Annotated in this window: 19 protein-coding genes; 10 read left to right on the plus strand and 9 right to left on the minus strand. The window is 68.1% G+C overall.

Annotated elements, in window-relative coordinates; translation table 11 throughout:
• Positions 1-398: 398 nt before the first annotated feature.
• Entirely contained in the window at positions 399-2,330 is a 1,932-nt protein-coding gene (locus IPV08_RS10235; RefSeq protein WP_207411787.1) for an AsmA family protein, read from the plus strand.
• On the opposite strand, the gene IPV08_RS10240 is transcribed toward IPV08_RS10235, so the two are convergent.
• From IPV08_RS10240 to IPV08_RS10255, 4 genes are read right to left on the minus strand one after another with little or no spacing between them, the layout of a single operon-like run.
• Positions 2,318-3,103 (minus strand): ABC transporter permease subunit, encoded by a 786-nt coding sequence (locus tag IPV08_RS10240; RefSeq protein ID WP_207411788.1) that lies wholly within the window; start codon positions 3,101-3,103, stop codon positions 2,318-2,320. The genes IPV08_RS10235 and IPV08_RS10240 overlap by 13 nt on opposite strands.
• Positions 3,100-3,987, minus strand: a complete 888-nt coding sequence (locus IPV08_RS10245) for an ABC transporter permease subunit (RefSeq protein ID WP_207411789.1) — start codon at positions 3,985-3,987, stop codon at positions 3,100-3,102. The genes IPV08_RS10240 and IPV08_RS10245 overlap by 4 nt, the downstream gene beginning before the upstream one ends.
• Positions 3,987-5,072, minus strand: a complete 1,086-nt coding sequence (locus IPV08_RS25055; protein WP_207411790.1) for an ABC transporter ATP-binding protein — start codon at positions 5,070-5,072, stop codon at positions 3,987-3,989. Before IPV08_RS25055 ends, IPV08_RS10245 begins: the two co-directional genes overlap by 1 nt.
• Positions 5,069-5,761, minus strand: coding sequence for a Crp/Fnr family transcriptional regulator (locus IPV08_RS10255; protein WP_018043200.1), 693 nt, complete (start codon positions 5,759-5,761; stop codon positions 5,069-5,071). The genes IPV08_RS25055 and IPV08_RS10255 overlap by 4 nt, the downstream gene beginning before the upstream one ends.
• A 408-nt stretch (positions 5,762-6,169) precedes the next feature.
• Here IPV08_RS10255 and IPV08_RS10260 point away from each other — a divergent pair, with 408 nt between their 5' ends.
• Positions 6,170-7,084 carry a UDP-3-O-acyl-N-acetylglucosamine deacetylase gene (locus IPV08_RS10260; protein ID WP_207411791.1) on the plus strand — a complete coding sequence of 305 codons (915 nt, stop codon included), beginning with the start codon at positions 6,170-6,172 and terminating at the stop codon, positions 7,082-7,084.
• Between the two features lie 20 nt (positions 7,085-7,104).
• Here IPV08_RS10260 and IPV08_RS10265 read toward each other — a convergent pair whose 3' ends face one another.
• Positions 7,105-8,040 (minus strand): AEC family transporter, encoded by a 936-nt coding sequence (locus IPV08_RS10265; RefSeq protein WP_207411792.1) that lies wholly within the window; start codon positions 8,038-8,040, stop codon positions 7,105-7,107.
• Between the two features lie 107 nt (positions 8,041-8,147).
• Here IPV08_RS10265 and IPV08_RS10270 point away from each other — a divergent pair, with 107 nt between their 5' ends.
• The 6 genes from IPV08_RS10270 (at position 8,148) to IPV08_RS10295 (ending at position 15,236) form a co-directional block, all read left to right on the plus strand.
• Positions 8,148-10,022, plus strand: a complete 1,875-nt coding sequence (locus IPV08_RS10270; protein WP_207411793.1) for an ABC-F family ATP-binding cassette domain-containing protein — start codon at positions 8,148-8,150, stop codon at positions 10,020-10,022.
• 72 nt (positions 10,023-10,094) lie between these two features.
• The gene (locus IPV08_RS10275; protein ID WP_207411794.1) at positions 10,095-11,102 is read left to right on the plus strand and encodes an alpha/beta hydrolase; all 1,008 of its coding nucleotides are present in this window, start codon (positions 10,095-10,097) and stop codon (positions 11,100-11,102) included.
• A gap of 73 nt (positions 11,103-11,175) precedes the next feature.
• A complete protein-coding gene (locus IPV08_RS10280) occupies positions 11,176-11,610 on the plus strand; it encodes a heme-binding protein (protein ID WP_207411795.1) in 435 nt (144 codons plus the stop codon).
• An 8-nt stretch (positions 11,611-11,618) separates the two neighbouring features.
• Positions 11,619-13,217, plus strand: a complete 1,599-nt coding sequence (locus tag IPV08_RS10285) for a peptide ABC transporter substrate-binding protein (protein ID WP_207411796.1) — start codon at positions 11,619-11,621, stop codon at positions 13,215-13,217.
• 16 nt (positions 13,218-13,233) lie between these two features.
• Positions 13,234-14,157, plus strand: a complete 924-nt coding sequence (locus IPV08_RS10290; RefSeq protein WP_207411797.1) for an ABC transporter permease subunit — start codon at positions 13,234-13,236, stop codon at positions 14,155-14,157.
• Entirely contained in the window at positions 14,154-15,236 is a 1,083-nt protein-coding gene (locus IPV08_RS10295) for an ABC transporter permease subunit (RefSeq protein ID WP_207411798.1), read from the plus strand. Before IPV08_RS10290 ends, IPV08_RS10295 begins: the two co-directional genes overlap by 4 nt.
• Positions 15,237-15,350: 114 nt before the next feature.
• Here IPV08_RS10295 and IPV08_RS10300 read toward each other — a convergent pair whose 3' ends face one another.
• Together IPV08_RS10300 and IPV08_RS10305 are read right to left on the minus strand one after the other, a co-directional pair.
• Positions 15,351-17,075: a sensor domain-containing diguanylate cyclase gene (locus IPV08_RS10300; protein ID WP_207411799.1), complete on the minus strand. Its 1,725-nt coding sequence runs from the start codon at positions 17,073-17,075 to the stop codon at positions 15,351-15,353.
• A 342-nt stretch (positions 17,076-17,417) separates the two neighbouring features.
• Positions 17,418-17,672, minus strand: coding sequence for a hypothetical protein (locus tag IPV08_RS10305; RefSeq protein WP_056425126.1), 255 nt, complete (start codon positions 17,670-17,672; stop codon positions 17,418-17,420).
• Positions 17,673-17,796: 124 nt separating this feature from the next.
• On the opposite strand from IPV08_RS10305, the gene IPV08_RS10310 reads away from it, so the two are divergent.
• On the plus strand, positions 17,797-19,275 hold the full coding sequence (locus tag IPV08_RS10310) for an MFS transporter (protein ID WP_056425122.1): 1,479 nt from the start codon (positions 17,797-17,799) through the stop codon (positions 19,273-19,275).
• Between the two features lie 33 nt (positions 19,276-19,308).
• Here IPV08_RS10310 and IPV08_RS10315 read toward each other — a convergent pair whose 3' ends face one another.
• Both IPV08_RS10315 and IPV08_RS10320 read right to left on the minus strand, forming a co-directional pair.
• Positions 19,309-20,010, minus strand: a complete 702-nt coding sequence (locus tag IPV08_RS10315; protein WP_207411800.1) for an SDR family NAD(P)-dependent oxidoreductase — start codon at positions 20,008-20,010, stop codon at positions 19,309-19,311.
• 64 nt (positions 20,011-20,074) lie between these two features.
• Positions 20,075-20,548, minus strand: coding sequence for a deaminase (locus IPV08_RS10320; protein ID WP_207411801.1), 474 nt, complete (start codon positions 20,546-20,548; stop codon positions 20,075-20,077).
• A gap of 142 nt (positions 20,549-20,690) precedes the next feature.
• Between IPV08_RS10320 and IPV08_RS10325 the strand changes: the two genes are divergently transcribed.
• Positions 20,691-20,894 (plus strand): CsbD family protein, encoded by a 204-nt coding sequence (locus IPV08_RS10325; protein ID WP_056425115.1) that lies wholly within the window; start codon positions 20,691-20,693, stop codon positions 20,892-20,894.
• Positions 20,895-21,002: the final 108 nt, after the last annotated feature.

The raw sequence follows: 21,002 nt of genomic DNA on the forward strand, positions 1-21,002 counted from the left end.
CTTGGCGCCGTTTCGGGCTGCCCTGCGAAACGCGAGCCAATCCCAACCCGCCGGCCCGGCTTAGGTCAGGCTCAGGTATACCAGGGGCTGGCCGTGTCCGTCTGCCCTGTCTCTGCGCCAGGATAAGGCGTTTCGGCAAGATCCTGCGAGGGAACAACGGGCCTGAAAGGTGAGGGGTCGCGAAAGCTGTAGCAGAATGGGGTGTTCGGAAAACGCGGGACGGCTTTCCGGGGCCTGCTTCTGAATGCTCCACGGCAGAGAAATGATGCATGGCAGACAAATGCTTTCCCGCTCGTTATGGAGAGAGCGGGGGGTAGGTTTTCGAAGATCGATCGCGGCGGCTCGGCGAGGCCGCGCGCGCAACCGCGTGTCGCGGTTTTGCTCCGATAGGGAGAGACATGTCGCTCCGTCGCCTCCTGCCGGCCCTCTGTATCGGCAGCCTCGTCCTTGCCCTGATCGCCGCCTGTCTGCCCTGGTCGGTCGCGTCCGCGCGCCTGACGCGGGGCGTCGGCAAGGCACTGGCGACCAATTACGGAATTGCGATGAAGGCCGAAGGATCGGCGGGCGTCGCGCTTCTGCCCATTCCCCGGCTCGATTTCGAGGGCGTCCGACTCAGCGCCGGGACATTGGACGGGCCGCTCCTCGCCGATGGCGGATCGCTCACCCTCAAGCTCGGGATCCGTGCCCTTCTCGCCGGCCGCATCGAGATTGACACCCTCTCCCTCGAACGCACCACGATCACCCTCCCCCAGGATGACGGGGATTCGCGCTGGGTCGAGCCGCTCCGGCGCCTGAGAGCGCGCCTGACCCAGGGGGGCGCGTCGCGTCCGCGTCGTATCAGCCTCACCGACGCGACGCTGTCCGGCCGAGACCCGCGCGACGGCAGCGCCCAGACCGCTCGCGATGTCGATCTGGTTCTGGCCTGGCCATTCTGGTCGTCCCAGATGAACGCGGCGGGAAGCTTTATCTGGAACGACACGCCAACCCAATTTTCGCTCTCCGGTGTCAGGCTGGACGAGTTGTTCTCCGGCCGGGAATCGTCCTTTTCCGCCAGCGCGACCTGGCCCGCCGGCAATCTGGCGGCTGAGGGAAGCGGCAGCTTCGCGGATGGATTGTCGCTTCGCGGACAGGGCAGCCTGCAATCGCGCTCCCTGCGCGAGACCCTGACCTGGGCGGGGACGGATATCGCCCTGTCGCCGTTCCTCGATAGCCTCGCCATCGACGGAACGTTCGAAAGTTCGGGCCGGACCCTCCTTCTGCCATCCATGCGAATGCAGCTTGGCGACAACAGCCTCGAAGGTGCGGGATCGATCAGCTTCGCCGAGAGCCGTCCGGCCCTTCAGGCGACCTTGGCGGCCGAAAGCCTGAATCTCGCACCCGCTCTCGCCACCCTGATCCGGGTCTTCGGCCCGGACGAATCCTTGAACGCCAGCGGCTGGAGCCGGCAAAGTCTCGCGCTGCGCCCCTTCACCGGAGGGGACCTCGATCTGCGTCTCTCGGCCGGCACTGCCCGGCTCGGGCCGCTGGTGATGGAGGATCTCGCTTCCAGCCTTCTGGTCCGCGAGGGCAGCGTCGAAGGCTCTCTGGCTCGCGCCGTGGTCAGAGGGGGCATCGTCAAGGGACGGTTCGGCCTCACGACCTCGGCCACCGACCGCGGTGAGACGGAGTTGCGCGCCCAGGGTGCATTCGACCGGCTCGATCTCGGCGCCCTGCTGGTCGATTTCGGGCAGGAGGGCTGGCTTCTCGGAAACGCCCAGGGACAGTTCACGCTCGAGGGATCGGGCCGCACCGCGGCCAGCCTGATCGACCACCTCAACGGACGCTCGTCCCTCGCCATGGAGAACGGGACCCTCGCCGGGCTCGATCTCGCCGACGTGGTGCACCGCAATGGCGTCGCCGCCGACGGAGCCTTGGCCCGCCGGAACGCCCGCACCCCGTTCGACCGCGCGGGAATCTCCCTGCGCTTCGTCGATGGCGTCGGCGACATTGCCGATGGCCTCTTGAAGACGTCGTCGCTCACCGCCTCGTTACGGGGAACCTTGTCTCTGCCGGAGCGGACCCTCGCCGCACGGGCGGAACTGTTGCCGCGAAGCCCAGCAGATCCCGCCCTGCGGCCGATGTCGCCGCCGAACCGCTCTTCGAGCCTGCCTCAGGGCACCCTCTTGGACATCGAAGGCCCATGGGACGCGGTCGCTGTTCGCACCATCCCGCGTGAAGGTGGTTCCGATCTCGACTCCCGCGGCGGCTCGATCCTGAATCTCGATGACATGCAGGGACCGAGGACGGGTGCGCTCGATCTACCGACCAGGGTGCGCGCCTACGTGCCCTGATTTCCAACGCCGCGGCGTCCGGTGAGAAACGAGGCCGCGAGGATTACGACGGTGACGCCGCCGACGAGGAGTGTCGATGCGGCGTTGATCTCAGGGTTCACGCCGAGGCGAACCTGGCTGTAGAGCCGCATGGGCAATGTCGTCGCCCCCGGGCCCGAAACGAAGCTCGCGATGACGAGGTCGTCCAGCGAGAGGGTGAAGGCGAGGAGGAAGGCCGCTACCAGGGATGGCGCGATCAGCGGCAGGGTGACGGTCGCGAAAACCCGAAAGGGGCCCGCCCCGAGATCTGCCGCTGCCTCTTCCAGGGAACGGTCGAGTCCCTTCAGACGCGCTCCGACCACCACTGCGACGAAGCCGAGGCCGAGGGTGGCGTGGGCGATGACCAGGGTCACGAGGCCGCGGTCGAGCCCGAGCCCGACGAAGAGGAGCAGGAGCGACAGGCCGGTGATCACCTCCGGCATCACCATGGGCGCGTAGACGAGGCCGGTGAAGCCGCTACGTCCGGTAAAGCGTCCGCTGCGGTTGAGAGCCAGCGCCGCCAGCGTGCCGAGGAGTGTCGCCACGAGGCCGGCGAGTGAGGCCACTTTCAGCGAGACCAGGGCGGCGGCGATCAGTGGGCCGTCATTGACGAGCACCCCGTACCAGCGCGTCGAGAACCCGCCCCAGACCGTCACGAGGGACGAGGCGTTGAACGAGAAGACGACGAGGACGGCGATCGGTGCGTAGAGGAAGACGAGGCCGAGCCCGAGGCTGAGTCGGTTGAGCACACTCACCGGCCGACGTCCTCCCGCTCGCGCTCCGCATCACGGAACAGCACGATCGGTCCGACGACGAGCACGAGCAGCAGCACCGCCACCGCGGAGGCGAGTGGCCAGTCGCGATTGGAAAAGAACTCGCTCCACAGGACGCGGCCGAGCATCAGCGTATCGGAACCGCCCAGCAGGTCGGGGATGATGAACTCACCGACCATCGGGATGAAGCACAGGAGCGCACCCGCCGCGATACCGGGCCGGGCCAGCGGCAGCGTCACGGTCCAGAAGGCACGCGTCGGCGAGGCCCCGAGATCGGCGGCGGCTTCCGTCAAGGTCGAATCCAGGCGGGAAAGCACCGCATAGAGCGGCAGCACCATGAACGGCAGGTAGGCGTAGGTCAGGCCGATCATCACTGCGGCGGGTGTGTTCAGGATATCCAAGGGGCTGGCGATGAGGCCGGTCCAGATCAGTCCTGCATTCAGCAGGCCCTCGGGCTTCAGGATCGCGATCCAGGCATAGATGCGGATGAGAAAGCTCGTCCAGAACGGTACGATCACCAGCGCTACCAGAAGCGGCTGGAGCCGGGCCGGCGAGCGGGCGAGCGCATGGGCGATGGGCGTGCCGACGATCACCAGGATGGCCGTCGCCATGCCGGCGTAGAGCAGGGACGAGAGGGCCGCGTCGCGATACAGGCTGTCGCCGGCAAGGGTCTCGAAATTGGCGAAATCCAGGGCTTCCAGGAACGCGCCCCATCCGTCGATACCCGCGCTCCAGTCGAGCACCGGCAGGTAGGGCGGCTGCGCCGTCGCCGGTGAGGACAGGCTGATCTTGAGGGTGATGAGGCAGGGCAGCAGCACGAAGGCGGCCAGCCACAGATACGGAGCGACCGGGAGAAGTCGCTTCATCACGCCGCCATGACGGTCGCGGCATCCGGCGCGAAGGACAGGCGCACATGAGTCTCGCTGGCGATCCCGGTTCCGGCGGGCATGTTCGCGCGGATCGTGCTGCCATCCCGCATGCGGATGTCGAAGCGGATGTGGTCGCCGAGATAGGTCGAGGCCTCAACCTGACCGTCGAGAGTATTGCGATCCCCGGCGGCCACCCCGTCGATGGTGGACGCCGCCAGACGCTCGGGGCGCAGGGCGATCACCGCGGGAGCACCGGTGGAGGGGGCGCCCTCCCCGGATGCGAAGATGGGCCCAAGGGCGGTCTCGACCCGCACCAGCGCGCCGTCGGCGTCCCGGACCGTCCCCGGGATCAGGTTCACGTCGCCGAGCAAGCCGGCGACGAAGCGGTTGACGGGCCGTTCGTAGAGCGTCTCGGACCGGCCGACCTGGACGAGGCGGCCCTTGTCCATCACGCCGATCCTGTCGGCGAGCGCCATGGCCTCCGAAGGATCGTGGGTGACGATGACGAAGGCGGTGCCGAGGCGGCGCTGGATCGCGCGCAACTCGCCCTGGGTCTGCTCGCGCAGCCCCCGGTCGAGCGCGCCGAGCGGCTCGTCGAGGAGGAGCACCTTCGGTTCGCGCGCCAGCGCCCGCGCGAGGGCGACGCGCTGGCGCTGGCCTCCGGACAAGGTCTCGGGACGCCGATGCCCGAAATCCTCCAACTGTACCAGGCGCAGCAACTCCTCCACGCGGGCGGCAGCGGCCGAGCGGCGGAGGCCGTTCAGCCCGTAGGCGATGTTGCGGCTGACGCTGAGATGCGGGAACAGCGCATAGGACTGGAACATCATGTTCACCGGTCGCCTGTGCGGAGCGAGGCCGGTGAGATCGACGCCGTCGAGGCGGATTGCGCCACCTGTTGGCGTCTCGAATCCGGCGATCAGGCGCAGCAACGTGCTCTTGCCGCAGCCGGAGGGGCCTAGCAGGCAGAGAATTTCCCCGGCTGGCACAGCGAGCGAAAGATCTGCGACCGCAACTTGCGCGCCGAACGTCTTGGTCAGCCGTTCGAGGGTGAGGAACGGAGCCACGGCGTTCCGCGCCGTCAATTGTCCTCGCGCAAGGCTTCGGCGACCCGTGCCTCGAGCAGGTCCGGACGGCGGATGACCAGGGCGCCTCTCGTCCGGTCGATTAGGCCGTCTGCCGCCATCACGGTGAACTCACGGGTCACCTGCTCGCGCCGGCAGCCGATACGGGCGGCCAGCACGTGGTGATAGGGCGGCGGCGTCACCACCCGTTCCCCGTCGCCGCCGGCGCGCGGCACGGACAGGCGCAACAACTCGGCATAGAGCCGGTGGCGCAGGTCGAGCAGCGCGTGTTCCATCAGCCGCGTGTTGAGCTCGCGCACGCGCTTGGCGAGAAGACGGAACAGCCGGTCGGCAATGGCCTCGGAGGCGAAGATCATCTGCCGGAAGATCGGGGCCGGAACGACACAGACCTCGCCGCGGGTCAGGGCGGTGACGTTGGCCGAGCGGCCGATCCCGTCCAGAGCCGCGAGCTCACCGAAGAACGCGCCGCCCCGCATCTCGCCGAGGATGACTTCCTTGCCCGATTGTGAGCGATTCAGGATGCGGACCTCGCCGGAGGCAAGGAAATACACGTCGGTGGAGATGTCGTCGTAATCGACCAGGACTTCGTTCTCGTCGAACCGGCGCCAATGGCAGCGGGTCTCATAGGTCGACAGCTCGATTCCCGGCTCCTTGAAGAAGGGGATTGTCGCCAGCCGTCCTGCAGTCACGGGTATCATCTCCTAAAGCGAGTGATCGTTAAGCTGCCGGTCCTGTGGGTCAACCCATTCCGTCGGACCATCCCTACCAAAAGTCGTGTCGTTGGATATTCGATTCATACCAGGTCTCGATGAGTCCGACCTATCGAGCGCCGGCATTGGCTGCGGCTTGGCCATCGGACAGGAGAATGAAAACCCTCATCGCGCGCAGTTTACCTGCCTTTGCAACTGATCTGGGTTAAGCTAAGCGCACGCACAGAATGAACCGCCTGTCGGATGACAATCCCGGTTGATCGCGCTGGGACCCGAGACATGCTGGTGAGCTCCGCGTCATCGACGGACGTTGAAGATTCAAACCATCTGCCGGGGCCATACGGGATTGGGCCGGGATTCACCGCGACGCCGCACGACGCCATAGCGATGTTCGCTGCCCAATCGATCCAGGCCGTGCGCGAGGTGGCGCTACCGTCCGCTCGCCCCCGGCAGGCGACGCTGTCCGCGAGCTTCTCTCTGACAGGTTACGGCCTGCATACCGGGCGTCGCGTCACGGTCACCGTCGCGCCCGCCCGTGACGACCACGGCATCGTCTTCCGGCGAAGCTTCAGGCGGGCGCGCACCGTCGATGTGCCAGCCTTATGGACTTTTCGCGAGACGCAGCCACTCTGCACCGCCTTGCGATCGACCGAAGGACCGCTGGTCCGCACCGTGGAGCATCTCCTGGCCGCGCTCGCCGCGTATCGCATCGACAACGCACTCGTTTGCCTCGACGCGGAGGAGCTGCCGATCTTCGACGGGGGCGCCCTGCCCTGGTGCCAGGCGTTGCGTGCGAGCGGTCGGACCGAGAGCGACACGCCTTTGCGCAGCATCCGCGTGCTGCGGCCCGTCGAGGTCCGCCAGGATCACAGGACGTTGAGGATCGAGCCGGCCGACGCGCTTCATCTCTCTGGCCGTCTCGAACTCTCCCATTTCGATGCCATGCAATGGTCGGGCACGATCACGCCGGAGGTGTTTACTCAGCAATTGGCCCCGTCGCGCAGCTTCGGACGGGCCAAATGGGCGATTCCGGCCAAGATCTACGGCACGCTCCTGCGCAAGCCGCTGCTACGGGGGGCGAACCTCTCCTCGACTGCCTGTATCGTCGGCGGGCGGATCATCGGCGGGATGACCGTGCCCGACGAACCGGTGCGTCACCGCATGCTCGACCTCGTCGGCGATCTCGCGTTGGCGGGACGGCCGATCCTCGGCCGTATCGAGGCGGCGCATACCGGGCATGAACTGAACCACGCCCTGGTCGCGGCCCTGATGAAGGATCCCGCCGCCTGGGAACTGGTCTGACGCGAATCCCGCGGGTGGGCTCAGCCGATCCCGGTCAAAGCCAGAACGAGGGCCAGGACGAGGGGGAGCGCCGCCCCGGCGATCACGGTCTGGGTCGCCGTGATCCCCGCCATCAAAGGTGCGTCTCCTCCGAGCTGGCGCGACATGATGTAGGACGATGACGCGGTCGGCAGGGTCTGGAACAGCAAGGCCGTCACCGCGGCCGGACCCTTGAGCCCCATGGCGAGGCAGGCGAGGATCGTGGCGGCCGGCATCAGCCCGAACTTGATCAGGGACGCCACCGCGAGCGGCCTGATCCAGCTTCGCGCCGACCCGAAATCGAGGGCGGCGCCGACGCAGAGCAGGCCCAGTGGCAGCGAGGCCTGCCCCAGGGCCCGCAGCATCGGCTCGAGTCCCGGTGGCAGGCCGAGCCCCGAGGCCTGGAGTGCGATGCCGCCGAGGCTGCCGATGACAAGAGGATTGAGGACGATCTGCCGTGCGAGGCCGAGGGCCGAAGGCCTCCCTGCCGTGCCGAAACGGGCGAAGACCAGCACGCAGAGGACATTGACCGTCGGGACGATCGCGGCGTTCGCCACCGCCGCCAGTGCGATGCCCTGGGCGCCGTAGAGACCGGCCGCCGCCGAAACTCCCACGTAGTTGTTGAAGCGGATCCCACCCTGGAACACCGAGGTGAAGGCCGGTCCGCCGAAGCCGAGGCGTGGTCCGGCCGCCAGCGTCAGACCCGCCACCGCCAGGGTCGAGAGAACCAAGACCAGGGCGAGCGCACCGACGGGGACATCGGCGAGTTGCGCGGTGGCGAGGCTGTCCAGAAGAAGGCTCGGCAGCAGGACGTAATAGGCAAGGCGTTCGGCCTGCGGCCAGAAGCTTTCGGCGAGGAAGCCGAGGCGGCGCAGGGCCGCGCCGAACCCAATCAGGAGAGCAATCGGAAAGAGGGCAGCGAGAAGCGTCAGCGTCATGGCCGCCCGATTACAACGCTCTGCCTCCGCCGGATACGGCACCCCCCTGCCCGTCCCTTGGCGACGCTCCCCTTGCAACCCTCGCCTTGCGCCGCCAGAAGCCTTCCATGCTCCGCGTCAACGACCTCACCTACCGCATCGGCGAACGTCTGATCCTCGACGGCGCCACTTTCGTCATTCCGGACCGGGCCCGCGTCGGGCTCGTGGGCCGCAACGGCGCGGGCAAGACGACGCTGTTCAAGGCGATCCTCGGTGAATTACCCACCGAGGGCGGCACCGTTTCGATGCCCAAGGGCATGCGCATCGGCGCCGTGGCGCAGGAAGCTCCGGCCGGCCCTGAAACGCTGCATTCCGTCGTGCTCGCCGCCGATACCGAGCGGGCGCGCCTGATGGCCGAAGCTGAGCACGCCGACGGCCTGCGCCGGGCCGAGATCGAGACCCGGCTCGTGGATATCGAGGCGCATTCTGCGCCCGCCCGCGCCGCCGCCATCCTGCACGGCCTCGGTTTCGATGCGGAGGCGCAGGGGCGGCCCTGTTCCGACTTCTCGGGTGGATGGCGCATGCGCGTGGCGCTGGCCGCCGTGCTGTTCTCCGAACCCGACCTGCTCCTCCTCGACGAGCCCACCAACTACCTCGATATCGAGGGCACGATCTGGCTCTACGACTACCTGGAGCGTTATCCGCGCACCGCCGTGATCATCTCCCACGACCGCGACCTGCTCGACGAATGCGTCGATCACATCCTCCATCTCGACCGCGGCAAGCTCAGCATCTACCGGGGCGGCTACACCTCCTTCGCCCGTCAGGTCGCCGAGAAGCGCGTGCTCCAGTCCAAGGCGAAGGCCAAGCAGGATGCGGAGCGGGCGCATCTCCAGAGCTTCGTCGACCGGTTCAAGGCCAAGGCCACGAAAGCGCGCCAGGCCCAGTCCCGCGTCAAGCGTCTCGCCAAGATGGAGATCATCGCCTCGGTGATCGAGGACGACGTGCCGGCCTTCCGCCTGCCGAGCCCGGAGCGGCCGCTCTCGCCGCCCATCGTCGCCATGGAGCGGGTGCAGGCGGGCTACCCGGACCGGATCGTGCTCTCGGGGCTCAACCTCAGCCTCGCGCCCGACGACCGGGTCGCGTTGCTGGGCGCCAACGGCAACGGTAAGTCCACCTTCTGCAAGCTCATCGGCGGGCGCTTGCCCCCTTTGAGCGGCGAGATGCGGCGCTCGGGCAAGATGGAGGTGGCCTATTTCGCCCAGCACCAGCTCGACGAATTGCGGCCCGCCGAGAGCGCCTACGCCCATGTCCGCGACCTGATGCCGGACGTGCCGGAATCGAAGGCGCGCGCTGCCGCCGCCCGCCTCGGTTTCTCGGGGACCAAGTCGGAGACGCCGGTCTCGCAGCTCTCGGGCGGTGAGAAGGCGCGCCTGCTGATGGGCCTCGCGGCCTTCAAGGGGCCGCATCTCCTGATCCTCGACGAGCCCACCAACCACCTCGATATCGAGAGCCGGCAGGCCCTGGTGGAAGCGATCAACGACTACGAGGGGGCGGTCATCCTGGTGAGCCACGACCGCTTCCTGGTGGAGGCCTGCGCCGACCGGCTCTGGCTCGTGGCGAACGGCAGCGTGAAGGCCTTCGACGGCGACATGGACGATTACCGCCGCTTCGTTCTCGCGGGTCCCGAACGCGAGGCGGAGAAAGGCGTGTCCGAGGCCGCCGGCGGAGTGAAGGCACTGGAGCGCCGCTCCAATGCCGACCGCCGCGTGGCTTTGGCTCCCCTGCGCAAGAAGCTGGAGGGCGTCGAGGCGCGGATGAAGAAGCTCGCCGACGCCATGACCAAGATCGACGCGGCGCTCGCCGACGGCACTGCCTTCCAGACCAATGCCGCCAAGGCCGGAGAACTCGCAAAGATGCGCTCCGACGCCGCCGCCGCGCTGGAGGCGGCCGAGGAGGAATGGCTGGAGCTCAGCGGCGAGATCGAGGGCGCGACGGCGTGATGCGTCCGGCGGCCGGGATCAACCGGCGCCGCCTCGCGTTTCCCGCACCCGATCCATCACGCGGACGACCCTATGCCCGACCTGATCCGGCGCGATCGATCCCTGCCCCTCGCCGCCAAGCTCGCGTTGCTACCTCTCGGTGCTGCCGGCGCGTGGATCGCCTATAGCCGTTTCGGGATCGACCACCACCAGACGCTCCACCCGGCCCTGCCCGGCCGGCATGAATGCCTCGAGACGCCGGCCGGTGGGATCGGCCTCTATGGGAGCGCGTCCGCGCCCGGCGTCCCGCTGCTGCTGATCCACTCGGTGAACGCGGCGGCCAATGCCTACGAGGTTCGCCCGCTCTACCGACACTACGCGGGGAGCCGTCCGGTCTACGCGCTCGACCTGCCGGGGTTCGGTTTTTCCGAGCGCAGCGACCGGGTCTACACCCCACGCCTGATGTCCGATGCGATCCGGGCCGTCACCGCCGAGATCCGACATCGGCATGGTGGCGGGGAGATCGATGCCGTCGCCCTCTCCCTATCTTGCGAGTATCTCGCCGCCGCCGCTCTCGAGGAACCGGGCGCCTATCACAGTATCGGCCTCGTCAGTCCGACCGGCTTCGATGCCCGTTTCGTCGGCCGGCACCGCGACCGGACGCGACACGGTGGGGCCGTCGCCCGCACCATGCTGAACGCCCCGCTCTGGGGGGAGCCGCTGTTCGATCTCCTGGTGAGCCGGCCGAGCATGCGCTTCTTCCTGGAAAAGACCTGGGGCTCGAAGGACATCGACGAGGGTCTGCTCGCCTACGACTACGCCTCCGCCCATCGTCCCGGCGCCCGGCATGCGCCGTTCTCGTTCCTGTCCGGGGCCTTGTTTCCCGATGCGCCGGGGCGGTTCTACGAGGCGCTCACCCTCCCGGTCTGGATGATCCACGGGGTGCGCGGGGATTTCGTCGATTACCGCCATGCCGACCGTGTCGCCGGCCGCCCGAACTGGACCGTCGACGTCCTGCCCACCGGGGCCTTCCCGCATTTCGAGGATATGTCGGCGGTGGCACGACGCTACGATGCGTTCCTGGCCGATCGCGTCGCATGAGGCCGGGGCTGGTCCGGCGCCGCGGGGCGGGTTACGTCGGGACCGACCCGTAACAGATCGCCCCGGTAAGCCGATGCCCGACCTGACCCTCGCCGCCGCCCAGACCATCGTCGCCACCGCCCTTAAGACGGCCCGCTCGCACAGCCTGAAGCCTCTCGCGGTGGTGGTCTACGATGCGCGTGGAGCCCTGAAGGCGCTGGGCGCCGAGGACGGGACGTCGCTGCGCCGCGCGGAGGTCGCCATGGGCAAGGCCAATGGCTGCCTGGCGCTCGGCCTCGGCGGGCGCGCGATCCACAAACGGGCAGAGGAGCAGGCCTATTTCGTGGCGGCCGTGAGCCATCTCGTCGGACCCGCCGCGCTGGTGCCGGTGCCGGGCGGTGTCCTGATCCGCGATGGCGAAGCGGTCATCGGTGCCGTCGGCATTTCGGGCGATACCTCCGACAACGACGAACTCTGCGCGCTCGCCGGGATCGAAGCCGCTGGATTCACCGCGCAGACCGGCGCCTGAGCGCCGCTATGCGCCCCGACCGCCGGGCCTGCCTCCTCGGTGGCGGTGCTCTGCTCGTGGCTGGAACAAGCTCGGCGCGCGCGACCGGCGGGCCGGTCTACCGGCGCGGTAACGATGCCGATCCGGAAACCCTCGATCCGCACAAATCCTCCACCGTCGCGGAGGCGCATATCCTGCGCGACCTCTACGAGGGGCTGCTGACCTACGACAATCACGGCGCCATCATCCCGGGTGCGGCGACGCATTGGACCGTCTCCGACGACGCCCTGACCTACACGTTTCATCTGCGCGAGGACGGGCGCTGGTCGAACGGCGATCCGGTCGTGGCGGCGGATTTCGTCTTCGGCCTGCGCCGGATCCTGCACCCCGCGACGGCGGCGAAATATGCCGAAGTGCTGTATCCGCTGAGGAACGCCCGCGCCGTGAACCAGGGCGAGGCTGCGCCGGAGAGCCTCGGCGTGACGGCGCCGGATGCGCGGACCCTCGTCATCACCCTCGACCGGCCGACGCCCTACCTCCTCGAACTCCTCACCCACCAGACCTCGCTGCCGGTGCATCCGCCCTCGATCTCGCGCTTCGGCGATGCCTTCACCCGGCCGGGCAACCTCGTCAGCAACGGTGCCTACGCCCTCGTCGATTGGGTGCCGAACGACCGTATCACGCTGACACGAAACCGTTTTTTCCATGCGGCGGCTGGCGTCTCGATCGAGACGGTGGCCTTCCTGCCGACCCCGGATCTCTCCAGCGCGGTCCGCCGCTACGCCGCCGGCGAGATCGAGTCCCTCGCCGACCTGCCGGGCGATCAGATGGCCTCGCTGAAGGCGCGGTTCGGTGGTCAGGTCGTCCTCGGTCCGTCGCTCGGGCTCTATGCCCTGGCCGCCAATATCCGGAAGCCCCCGTTCGACGACGTCCGGGTGCGACAGGCTTTGTCCCTTGTGATCGATCGTGAATTCCTGGCCGAGAGACTGTGGGGCGAGACCATGGCGCCGGCCTATTCCCTCTGCCCGCCGGGCCTCGACAATTACCGCACGCCGCCGGAACTCGCCGGGCGGAACGCCATGCCCATCGACCGTGAGGAGGAGGCACGGTCACTCCTCGCCGCGGCCGGCTTCGGGCCCGGCGGCAAGCCCCTCCGGGTCGAGTATCGCTTCAACAGCACCGACAACAACCGCAACACGGCGGTCGCTCTCACCGACATGTGGCGGGGCATCGGCGTCGAGACGCGCCTCGTCTATACCGATGCCAAGACCCATTTCGCCCATCTGCGCGACGGCGGCGATTTCGATGTCGCCCGCATGTCCTGGGTCGCCGATTACTCCGATCCGCAGAATTTCCTGTTCCTGCTGGAGACCGGCAATGACGGGCTCAACCCCGGTCGTTACAGCAATCCGGCCTATGACGGGCTGATGCGCGAGGCGGCCGCCGAGCGGGATCTCGCCAGGCGGGCCGACCTCCTGTTCCGGGCCGAGGCGATCATCCTGGAAGAGTTGCCGTGGATCCCGGTGCTTCACACCCGGTCGAAGGCACTGATCTCGGCCCGTCTCACCGGCTATCACCCGAACCCGCGCAACGCGTCGCCGACGCGTTTCCTGAAGCTCGACGCGTGACGGGCGGGATCCCGGCATGATCGGCTTCGTCCTGCGCCGCCTCGCCCAGGCGATCCCGACCCTGTTCCTCGTCGTCACCGGCAGCTTCTTCCTGATCCGCCTCGCCCCCGGTGGACCCTTCGACTTGGAGCGTCCGCTGCCGCCGGCGGCGATGCAGAATCTCGCCCGTGTCTACGGCCTCGACCAGCCCCTCATCGTCCAATACGGCCGCTACCTCGCCGCGCTGATCCAGGGCGATCTCGGCCCCTCCTTCTCGTTCCGCGACCTGACCGTGGCCGACCTGTTCGCACGTGGCCTGCCCGTCTCCATGACTCTCGGCGGCCTCGCCCTCCTTCTGTCCCTGAGCGTGGGAATCGGCCTAGGAGCCTGGGCGGCGTTCCGGCGCGGCGGATGGATCGACCGGGTCATCGGCCTTCTCGCCGGGCTGACCCTGGCGATCCCGACTTTCGTCGTGGCGCCCCTGCTCCAGATCGTGTTCGGCCTGAGCCTGCGCTGGTTGCCGGTGGGCAGCTGGGAGGGCGGCGCGCCCTCGCATCTGGTGCTTCCCGTGCTCACCCTCGCGCTGCCGCAGATCGGCGCCATCGCCCGGCTGACGCGGACGTCCCTCATCGAGACCCTGAACGCCCAGCCGGTCCGCACCATGCGCGCCATGGGCCTGCCGCCCCGACGCGTCGCCCGCCATGCCCTGCGCGGGGCGCTGCTGCCCGTGGTCGCGATCCTCGGGCCCGTGGCGGCCGGGCTGCTGACGGGGTCGGTGGTGGTGGAGACGATCTTCGGCTTGCCCGGGATCGGGCGGGCCTTCGTCGATGGGGCGCTCAACCGCGACTACACCCTGGTGATGGGTACCGTGATCCTCGTGGGGTTGTTCGTCACCCTGCTCAACATCGTCGCCGACATCGCCTGTGCGCTCCTCGATCCGCGCCTGAGGCACGGGCGATGAGCCGCGCCTGGACCCGGTTCGCCCGCAACCGCGGCGCCCTCGCCGCCTCCCTGATCCTCGTCGCGATGATGCTCGCCTGCCTCGTCGGACCGTTCCTCACCGGCCACGAACCCGGGCGGATCTATCCCGATCTCGTCCGCATCGCGCCCGGCCTCGCCGCTCATCCCGAGCCCGGGGAGGTCGCTCCGGCACTGACCCGCCTCGCTTTCCGCATGCGGGTCTCGGTCTCGGACGTCACCGTCTCGGGCGGCCGCGTCCGCATGGTGGTGTCTGACCCGGCCAGGCCCGTCGACGAGCGCGTCCTCGCCTATCTCCCCCGGTCCGATCTGTTCGGCGCCCCCCGCATCGTCGAGCGCCTCGACGAGGGTCGCCGCCTCGTCGTCGAGGCGCCGCTCGGCCGCCTGCGCTTCCTCATGGGAACCGACATGCTGGGGCGGGACCTCCTCACCCGCAGCCTCGTCGCCGGGCGGGTCTCGCTCCTCATCGGTGGCGTCGCCACCGCCGTGGCGCTGCTCATCGGGATCGCCTACGGCGCGGCGGCCGGCTACCTCGGCGGCGTGGCCGACGCGGTGATGATGCGCATCGTCGACATCCTCTACGCCCTGCCCTTCGTCTTCTTCGTCATCATGCTGCTGGTGTTCTTCCGCTCCGGATTGGGGCTGATCCTGGTGGCGATCGGCGCGGTGGAATGGCTCGACATGGCCCGCCTCGTGCGTGCCCAGACCCTGTCGCTACGCGCCCGGGACTTCGTGCGTGCGGCCGAGGCGCTCGGGCTTTCGACGCCGGCCATCCTCTGGCGCCATATCGTCCCGAACACCCTCGGTCCCGTCACCGTGGCGGCGACCCTACTGGTGCCCAAGGTGATCCTGCTGGAGAGCTTCCTGTCGTTCCTCGGCCTCGGGGTGCAGGAGCCGGCCACCAGTTGGGGGGCGCTGATCGCGGACGGCGCGCGCACCCTCGAATCCGCCCCGTGGATGCTCGCCGGCCCCGCCGCCTTTCTCGTCCTGACCCTCATCGCCCTCAACACGATCGGCGACGGTCTCGCCGATGCCCTCGACCCGCGCCTTTCGGAGACCTGACGGTCCGGTCGAGAGCGCGCGAGCGTCCCTCGGCCGCCGCAGGCGGAAGCCCCGCGACGCGCGCCGGCAGGAGGCACGCTGGCAGTAGGGTGGCCGACCCGTCGACGAACGGGGCTACGCGACCGAACGCAGATCGTCGATGTCGATCTCGAACGTATGCACGCAGTTGCGGCCGCGGGATTTCGCCTCGTAGAGGGCGCGGTCCGCGCGCTCGATGATGCGGTCGATGTCCGTGTCGAATTTCTCCGCCTCGGCGATGCCGATGCTGATCGTCGCCAGGAGGCGATCGTTGTCGGCCTCGAACACCGTGCTGGCCACGGTCTGTCGGATACGCTCCGCGATGATCGCGGCACCGGCGGCATTGTTGTCGTTGAGGAGAACCACGAACTCCTCGCCCCCGAACCGCGCCACCTTGTCCGTGGTCCTGATCGTATCGTTGATGATGGTGCCGACCTTGCGGATCACCACATCCCCCGCCGGGTGGCCGTAACGGTCGTTCACCCGCTTGAAATGATCGATGTCGATCATCAGCACCGAGAGGGGGCGCTGATAGCGTCTGAAATCGCCGAGGGCGTCCTTCGCGAGGGGCAGGAACGCGCGCCGGTTCAGCAGGCCCGTGAGGGCGTCCCTGTTCGCGATCAGCTTCATGGCCTGAAGATCGGCGCCGATGCGCTCGATCCTGTCCTGGGCGGCTCGGACGGCCCGCGACGCTTCGAGTTCCACGTCGCGTGCATCGGCTTCGGCGGTGCCGATCCGTCGCAACAGGGACCTGACCGCGGCGGACAGGCGCAACACTTCGTGGGAGCCCTGGACGCGCTCCGTCATCGTCGCATTTCGCTCGCGGCCGATCCGGTCGACCGCATCCGTGAGACGCGCCAGCGGGCGGCTGAGGCGCGTCACCACGAGGAAAATGCCGAGCGTGCCGAGTGCACCCGCGCCGAGGCCGACCAGGGTGATGAGAACGGTCAGCCTGTGGGCACCCGCGAGGGCCGTCTGCACCGGCTGGAGGGCCACGACGATCCATCCGAGGCCCGCATAATCGCCCCGCCCCCTCGTCGCCGAGACGGCCGCGAACTGGTCTCCGCCGGGGCCGCGCGCGATGAAATGGCCGGCGGCGAGATCGGCAGGCGAATACGGATGGGTGCCGAGCGCCGGTCCCATGAGGACGCGGCCGGTCCGGTCGAGGACGATGACCTCCTCCTTCAGTTCGGGGCGGCGGGAGGACAGGACCTCCCGGCGCACCCCGTCGGCCCAGCTCCAGCTGAGATGACTACCCAGGACGCCGATGGTCCGGCCCGACGCGTCGATGACGGGCGATGCGAGATCGACGAACCGGAAGGGCGTTCCGTCGGCATTGGGTTTGAGCAAAGTCTGCAGCAGGGCCGCGAGATGGACATCCTCGGCCGCCGCGCCCTTGATTCCATCGATGAACCAAGGACGCTGGCCGACATTCGCACCTTCCAGGATACCGCCGGTCGCAGCCCGAACCTTTCCGGTCTCGTCCGCAAAGCCGATCCAGGCATAATCCGGGAAGGTCTTCTGCATCGATTGCAGGACGTTGCGGAGACTCCCGGTATTCTCCATCCAGTGAGGCTGCAGCGGATCGAGCGCGGCCACGTTGCGGATCTCGCGCAGGCGTTCCGCCATGTCCTGGTCCAGACGATCGGCAACGGAGCGTGCGACCTGCAGCAGCGCGTTCTCGGCCATGTCGGTGGCCTGCGCGCGCGCCAGCAAGGCGGATCCCAGCGTGACCGCGGCCACGATCGTGAGGCCGACCGCCCCGGTGACGAGGCTGATCTGATGCCGCAGCGAGATCTTGTTGGCGAGCCGTTCCAGCATCGTTACCGATCCTTTAATCAGACCGGACCTTGCAGCCCACGGGCTTGCGAGACCGTCAACCGGTAGAGTCAATTTTTCCTGTAAAATGCAACTTCCGTCAGTGACCGGACAGTGCCGCGTCGCGTGGTCGAACGACAATCCGCGCTCGCCCCTCGTATCGGTCCTCAACCCGTTCGTAGGTGTCGAGATCTTAAGCGAGATAACGGAGCGAGGTCTTTGAATGATATCTTTGCGGTCGGGAGCCGATAGTGCCGATCGGCAAATGACAACGATGATTCTTGTTGTGTGAATCATCGCGACAACCATGATCGGTCTTGTCACGATGGGCTGCCGGCCGGGTCGTCATTGGGCAGGCAGGAGCCCGGGATAGACCACCCGCACGGCACGCCGTTCCGCCGGGATGTCGGCCGCCGGGCGATCCTTCGCCACTGTGCCGGTGCTTCCCGTCATCGTCACGTCGGCGGGGCGAAGGCGCCAGCGCTCGGCGCCGCTCGGCTGGCTGCGCGAGATCTCCGTGGCGCGTAGGGACGTCGGCACGATCGCGACGGCCGTAAGGGCCGTGGTGGCGAGAATGACGGAGAGAAGGCGGGAATACATCGGAGGCGGCACCCGGAGACGAGTACCGTGAGTGAAGCGTGAACAGGTAAAGACGCCGACGGAACCGCGACGCTTGGCCGTTCATTGCCAACAGCAATCGTATCCGGTGGTTAACGAGGCGTCGATGACGAGTATGGTCGAAGCAAAGTCGGGCTCTCCCGCGCCCGAGCGGGTTCCGATGGGCACGGTGATCGACACCGATATTTCCGCTCGTCTCGACCGTTTGCCCTGGGGACGCTTCCACGTTCTCGTCATCGTGGCGCTCGGCATCACCTGGGTGCTCGACGGCCTCGAAGTCACGCTGGCTGGCTCGCTCGTAGGCGCCCTGCGGGCCGAGCCCATGAGCTTCACCGAGTTCGATATCGGTCTGGCGGCGAGTTCCTATCTCGTCGGTGCCGTCGTCGGGGCCCTGGGCTTCGGCTGGCTCACCGACCGGATCGGCCGCAAGAAGCTGTTCTTCATCACGCTGGCCCTGTACCTCGCCGCCACCGCGGCCACCGGCCTGTCCTGGGACATCTACAGCTTCTGTATCTTCCGGTTCCTCACCGGCGCGGGCATCGGCGGCGAATACACCGCCATCAACTCCACCATCCAGGAACTCGTCCCGGCCCGCGTGCGCGGCTGGACCGACCTCGTCATCAACGGTTCGTTCTGGATCGGGGCGGCCTTGGGCTCCTTCCTCTCCATCGCGGTCTTGCGCCCCGGCATGATCGACCCGGCCTGGGGCTGGCGCATCGCCTTCTTCGTCGGCGGCGGTATCGGCCTCGTGATCCTGCTGCTGCGGACATGGATCCCCGAGAGCCCGCGCTGGCTCGCCACCCACGGCTACGTCGCCGAGGCGGACCGGGTCGTCACCAGCATCGAGAAGCGCTTCATCGACGAGGGCATCACCCTTCCGCCGGTGGACGAATCCAAGCGGATGAAGCTGAGGACGCGCAGCCACACGCCGTTGAAGGAAGTCTTCGGCACCATGCTGGTCGGCTACCGCAAGCAGACCCTGGTGGGCCTCGCCCTGATGATCGCGCAGGCCTTCTTCTACAACGCGCTGTTCTTCACCTACGCCCTCGTGCTCCAGCGCTTCTACGGAGTGCCGGGCGACCATGTCGGCTGGTACCTGCTGCCCTTCGCGCTCGGATCGTTCCTCGGGCCGCTGCTCCTCGGCCGGCTGTTCGACACGATCGGCCGCCGCCAGATGATCGCCTTCACCTACGGCATCTCGGCGGTGCTGCTCGCCATCACCGGCTACCTGTTCAAGATCGAGGTGTTCGGTCCCGTCGGCCAGACGGCGGCCTGGATGGTGGTGTTCTTCTTCGCCTCCGCCGCCGCGAGCGCCGCCTATCTCACCGTCGCCGAGACTTTCCCGCTGGAGATCCGGGCGCTCGCCATCGCGGTGTTCTATGCGCTCGGCACCGGCATCGGCGGCGTCTCCGGCCCGCTCCTGTTCGGCGCCCTGGTCGAGACGGGGTCCCGCGACAACGTGCTGATCGGCTATGGCATCGGTGCGGCTCTCATGCTGATCGCCGCCATCGTCGGCGGAGTCTGGGGCACGGCCGCAGAGGGCAAGTCCCTGGAGGATGTCTCGAAACCGCTGGCGGCGGCCTGATAGCCGGCCGGTTCCGAGGCGCTCCCAAGTGACTCAGAACCGCTCGACCCAGGGACGCAGCGCGATCTCGGAGGTCCAGGCGCTGCGGTCCTGGCGCAGGACGTCCCAATAGGCCGAGGCGATGGCATCGGGATCGAGCAGGCTGTCGGGCGCGTCCGCCGGCTCCGGGCGGGACGCGCTGCGGATTCCGCCGTCGATGACGAAATGGGCGACATGGATGCCCTTCGGCTGGAGCTCCCGCGCCAGGCTCTGCGACAGGCCGCGCAGGGCGAACTTGCCCATGGCGAAGGCGGAGGACTCGGCGTAGCCCTTCACGCTGGCCGAGGCTCCGGTGAGCAGGATAGCCCCGTGGCGCCCCGGCAGCATGCGTCGCGCGGCGGCCTGGGCGACGAGGAAACCGCCGAAGGCCGAGACCATCACGGACTGACGCACCGCGTCCGGGTCGAGATCGGCGATGGGCCCACGCAGCCTTCCGCTAGCATTGTAGACCACCACGTCGGGCGGGCCCTCGAGCGCCGGCTCCATCAGGGCGAACAAAGCCTCCACCTCGGCCGGATCGGCGGCATCGCAGGCATGGATGGCTGCCCCCGTCTCGGCCGCCAGCCCTTCGAGTTTCCCGACGCTGCGCGAGGCGAGGCCGACCCGCAGGCCTTCACCGGCGAAACGCCGGGCCAGCGAGGCGCTCAGGCCCTCTCCGGCCCCGACGATGAGGGCACGCCGATAGGTCGCGATCATGGGGTATCTCCGGGACGCAGGATTCGGATGCCCGCCGTTTGTACGATGGGCAAGGCGTCTCGCGTCAGCCCTCCCGCCTGTCGCGAAAGAAGTCGCGCAGGAGCGTGGCGGCTTCCGCCTCGCGCAAGCCGCCATAGACGTCCGGCACGTGGTGGCAGGTGGGCTGGTTGAAGACCCGGGGCCCGTGCTCGACCCCGCCGCCCTTCGGGTCGAGGGCCGCGAAATAGACCCGGCGAATCCGCGCGAACGAGATGGCGCCCGCACACATCGGGCAGGGCTCCAGGGTGACGTAGAGGTCGCAGCCGATGAGGCGCTCGTCGTCGATGGCGGCGCAGGCGGCGCGGATCGCCAGGATTTCCGCATGGGCGGTGGGATCGCGAAGCGCCCGTGGGCGATTGTGGGCGACGCTGAGGACGAGGCCGTCCCGCACGATTACGGCGCCGACCGGCACTTCGCCCTCCCCGGCCGCGCGGCGGGCGGCGTCGAAAGCGAGGCTCAACGGGTCGGTCGCGGCCTTCGAGGAAATGGGCGCAGTCACGATCGTCGAGCCCAAGCCTTTGTATTCGTTGAAAGAAGGAAACGGTCGAGATCCCGTGATCCGGCCCGGCAGGAACATCGCTGAGGCTGAGCCGTTTCATCTCCAACGCGGCTAGGCCGCAGGATCTTATCAGGAGCAGACGATGAGCAGCACCACTGACAAGATCAAGGGGCTCGCCAACGAGGCGGTCGGTAACGTGAAGCAGGGCATCGGCAATGCCACGGATAACGACAAGCTCAAGGCCGAAGGCAAGGCCCAGGAATTGAAGGGCGATGCCCAGAAGACCGTCGGCGACGCCAAGGACGGCGTCAAGAACGCTGCCGACACGGTGAAGAGCAAGCTCTGAACCTCGGCATCGAGCCCGACTGGATGAGGAACGAAGGCAGCCGAAAGGCTGCCTTTTTCATGACCGGCCGCAATGCCCCCTTGCGCGATGGGCAGGCCGCCCCACGCG

The sequence above is a fragment of the Methylobacterium sp. SD274 genome (genome assembly GCF_017355285.1).
In the GTDB taxonomy this organism is placed as follows: Bacteria; Pseudomonadota; Alphaproteobacteria; order Rhizobiales; family Beijerinckiaceae; genus Methylobacterium.

What these genes read in the sequence shown, in the direction of transcription:
- IPV08_RS10235 (WP_207411787.1), top strand. Translation starts at nt 399, where the DNA reads ATGTCGCTCCGTCGCCTCCTGCCGGCCCTCTGTATCGGCAGCCTCGTC.
- IPV08_RS10245 (WP_207411789.1), bottom strand. Translation starts at nt 3,987, where the DNA reads ATGAAGCGACTTCTCCCGGTCGCTCCGTATCTGTGGCTGGCCGCCTTC.
- IPV08_RS10260 (WP_207411791.1), top strand. Translation starts at nt 6,170, where the DNA reads ATGTTCGCTGCCCAATCGATCCAGGCCGTGCGCGAGGTGGCGCTACCG.
- IPV08_RS10265 (WP_207411792.1), bottom strand. Translation starts at nt 8,040, where the DNA reads ATGACGCTGACGCTTCTCGCTGCCCTCTTTCCGATTGCTCTCCTGATT.
- IPV08_RS10270 (WP_207411793.1), top strand. Translation starts at nt 8,148, where the DNA reads ATGCTCCGCGTCAACGACCTCACCTACCGCATCGGCGAACGTCTGATC.
- IPV08_RS10275 (WP_207411794.1), top strand. Translation starts at nt 10,095, where the DNA reads ATGCCCGACCTGATCCGGCGCGATCGATCCCTGCCCCTCGCCGCCAAG.
- IPV08_RS10280 (WP_207411795.1), top strand. Translation starts at nt 11,176, where the DNA reads ATGCCCGACCTGACCCTCGCCGCCGCCCAGACCATCGTCGCCACCGCC.
- IPV08_RS10285 (WP_207411796.1), top strand. Translation starts at nt 11,619, where the DNA reads ATGCGCCCCGACCGCCGGGCCTGCCTCCTCGGTGGCGGTGCTCTGCTC.
- IPV08_RS10290 (WP_207411797.1), top strand. Translation starts at nt 13,234, where the DNA reads ATGATCGGCTTCGTCCTGCGCCGCCTCGCCCAGGCGATCCCGACCCTG.
- IPV08_RS10295 (WP_207411798.1), top strand. Translation starts at nt 14,154, where the DNA reads ATGAGCCGCGCCTGGACCCGGTTCGCCCGCAACCGCGGCGCCCTCGCC.
- IPV08_RS10300 (WP_207411799.1), bottom strand. Translation starts at nt 17,075, where the DNA reads ATGCTGGAACGGCTCGCCAACAAGATCTCGCTGCGGCATCAGATCAGC.
- IPV08_RS10305 (WP_056425126.1), bottom strand. Translation starts at nt 17,672, where the DNA reads ATGTATTCCCGCCTTCTCTCCGTCATTCTCGCCACCACGGCCCTTACG.
- IPV08_RS10310 (WP_056425122.1), top strand. Translation starts at nt 17,797, where the DNA reads ATGACGAGTATGGTCGAAGCAAAGTCGGGCTCTCCCGCGCCCGAGCGG.
- IPV08_RS10315 (WP_207411800.1), bottom strand. Translation starts at nt 20,010, where the DNA reads ATGATCGCGACCTATCGGCGTGCCCTCATCGTCGGGGCCGGAGAGGGC.
- IPV08_RS10325 (WP_056425115.1), top strand. Translation starts at nt 20,691, where the DNA reads ATGAGCAGCACCACTGACAAGATCAAGGGGCTCGCCAACGAGGCGGTC.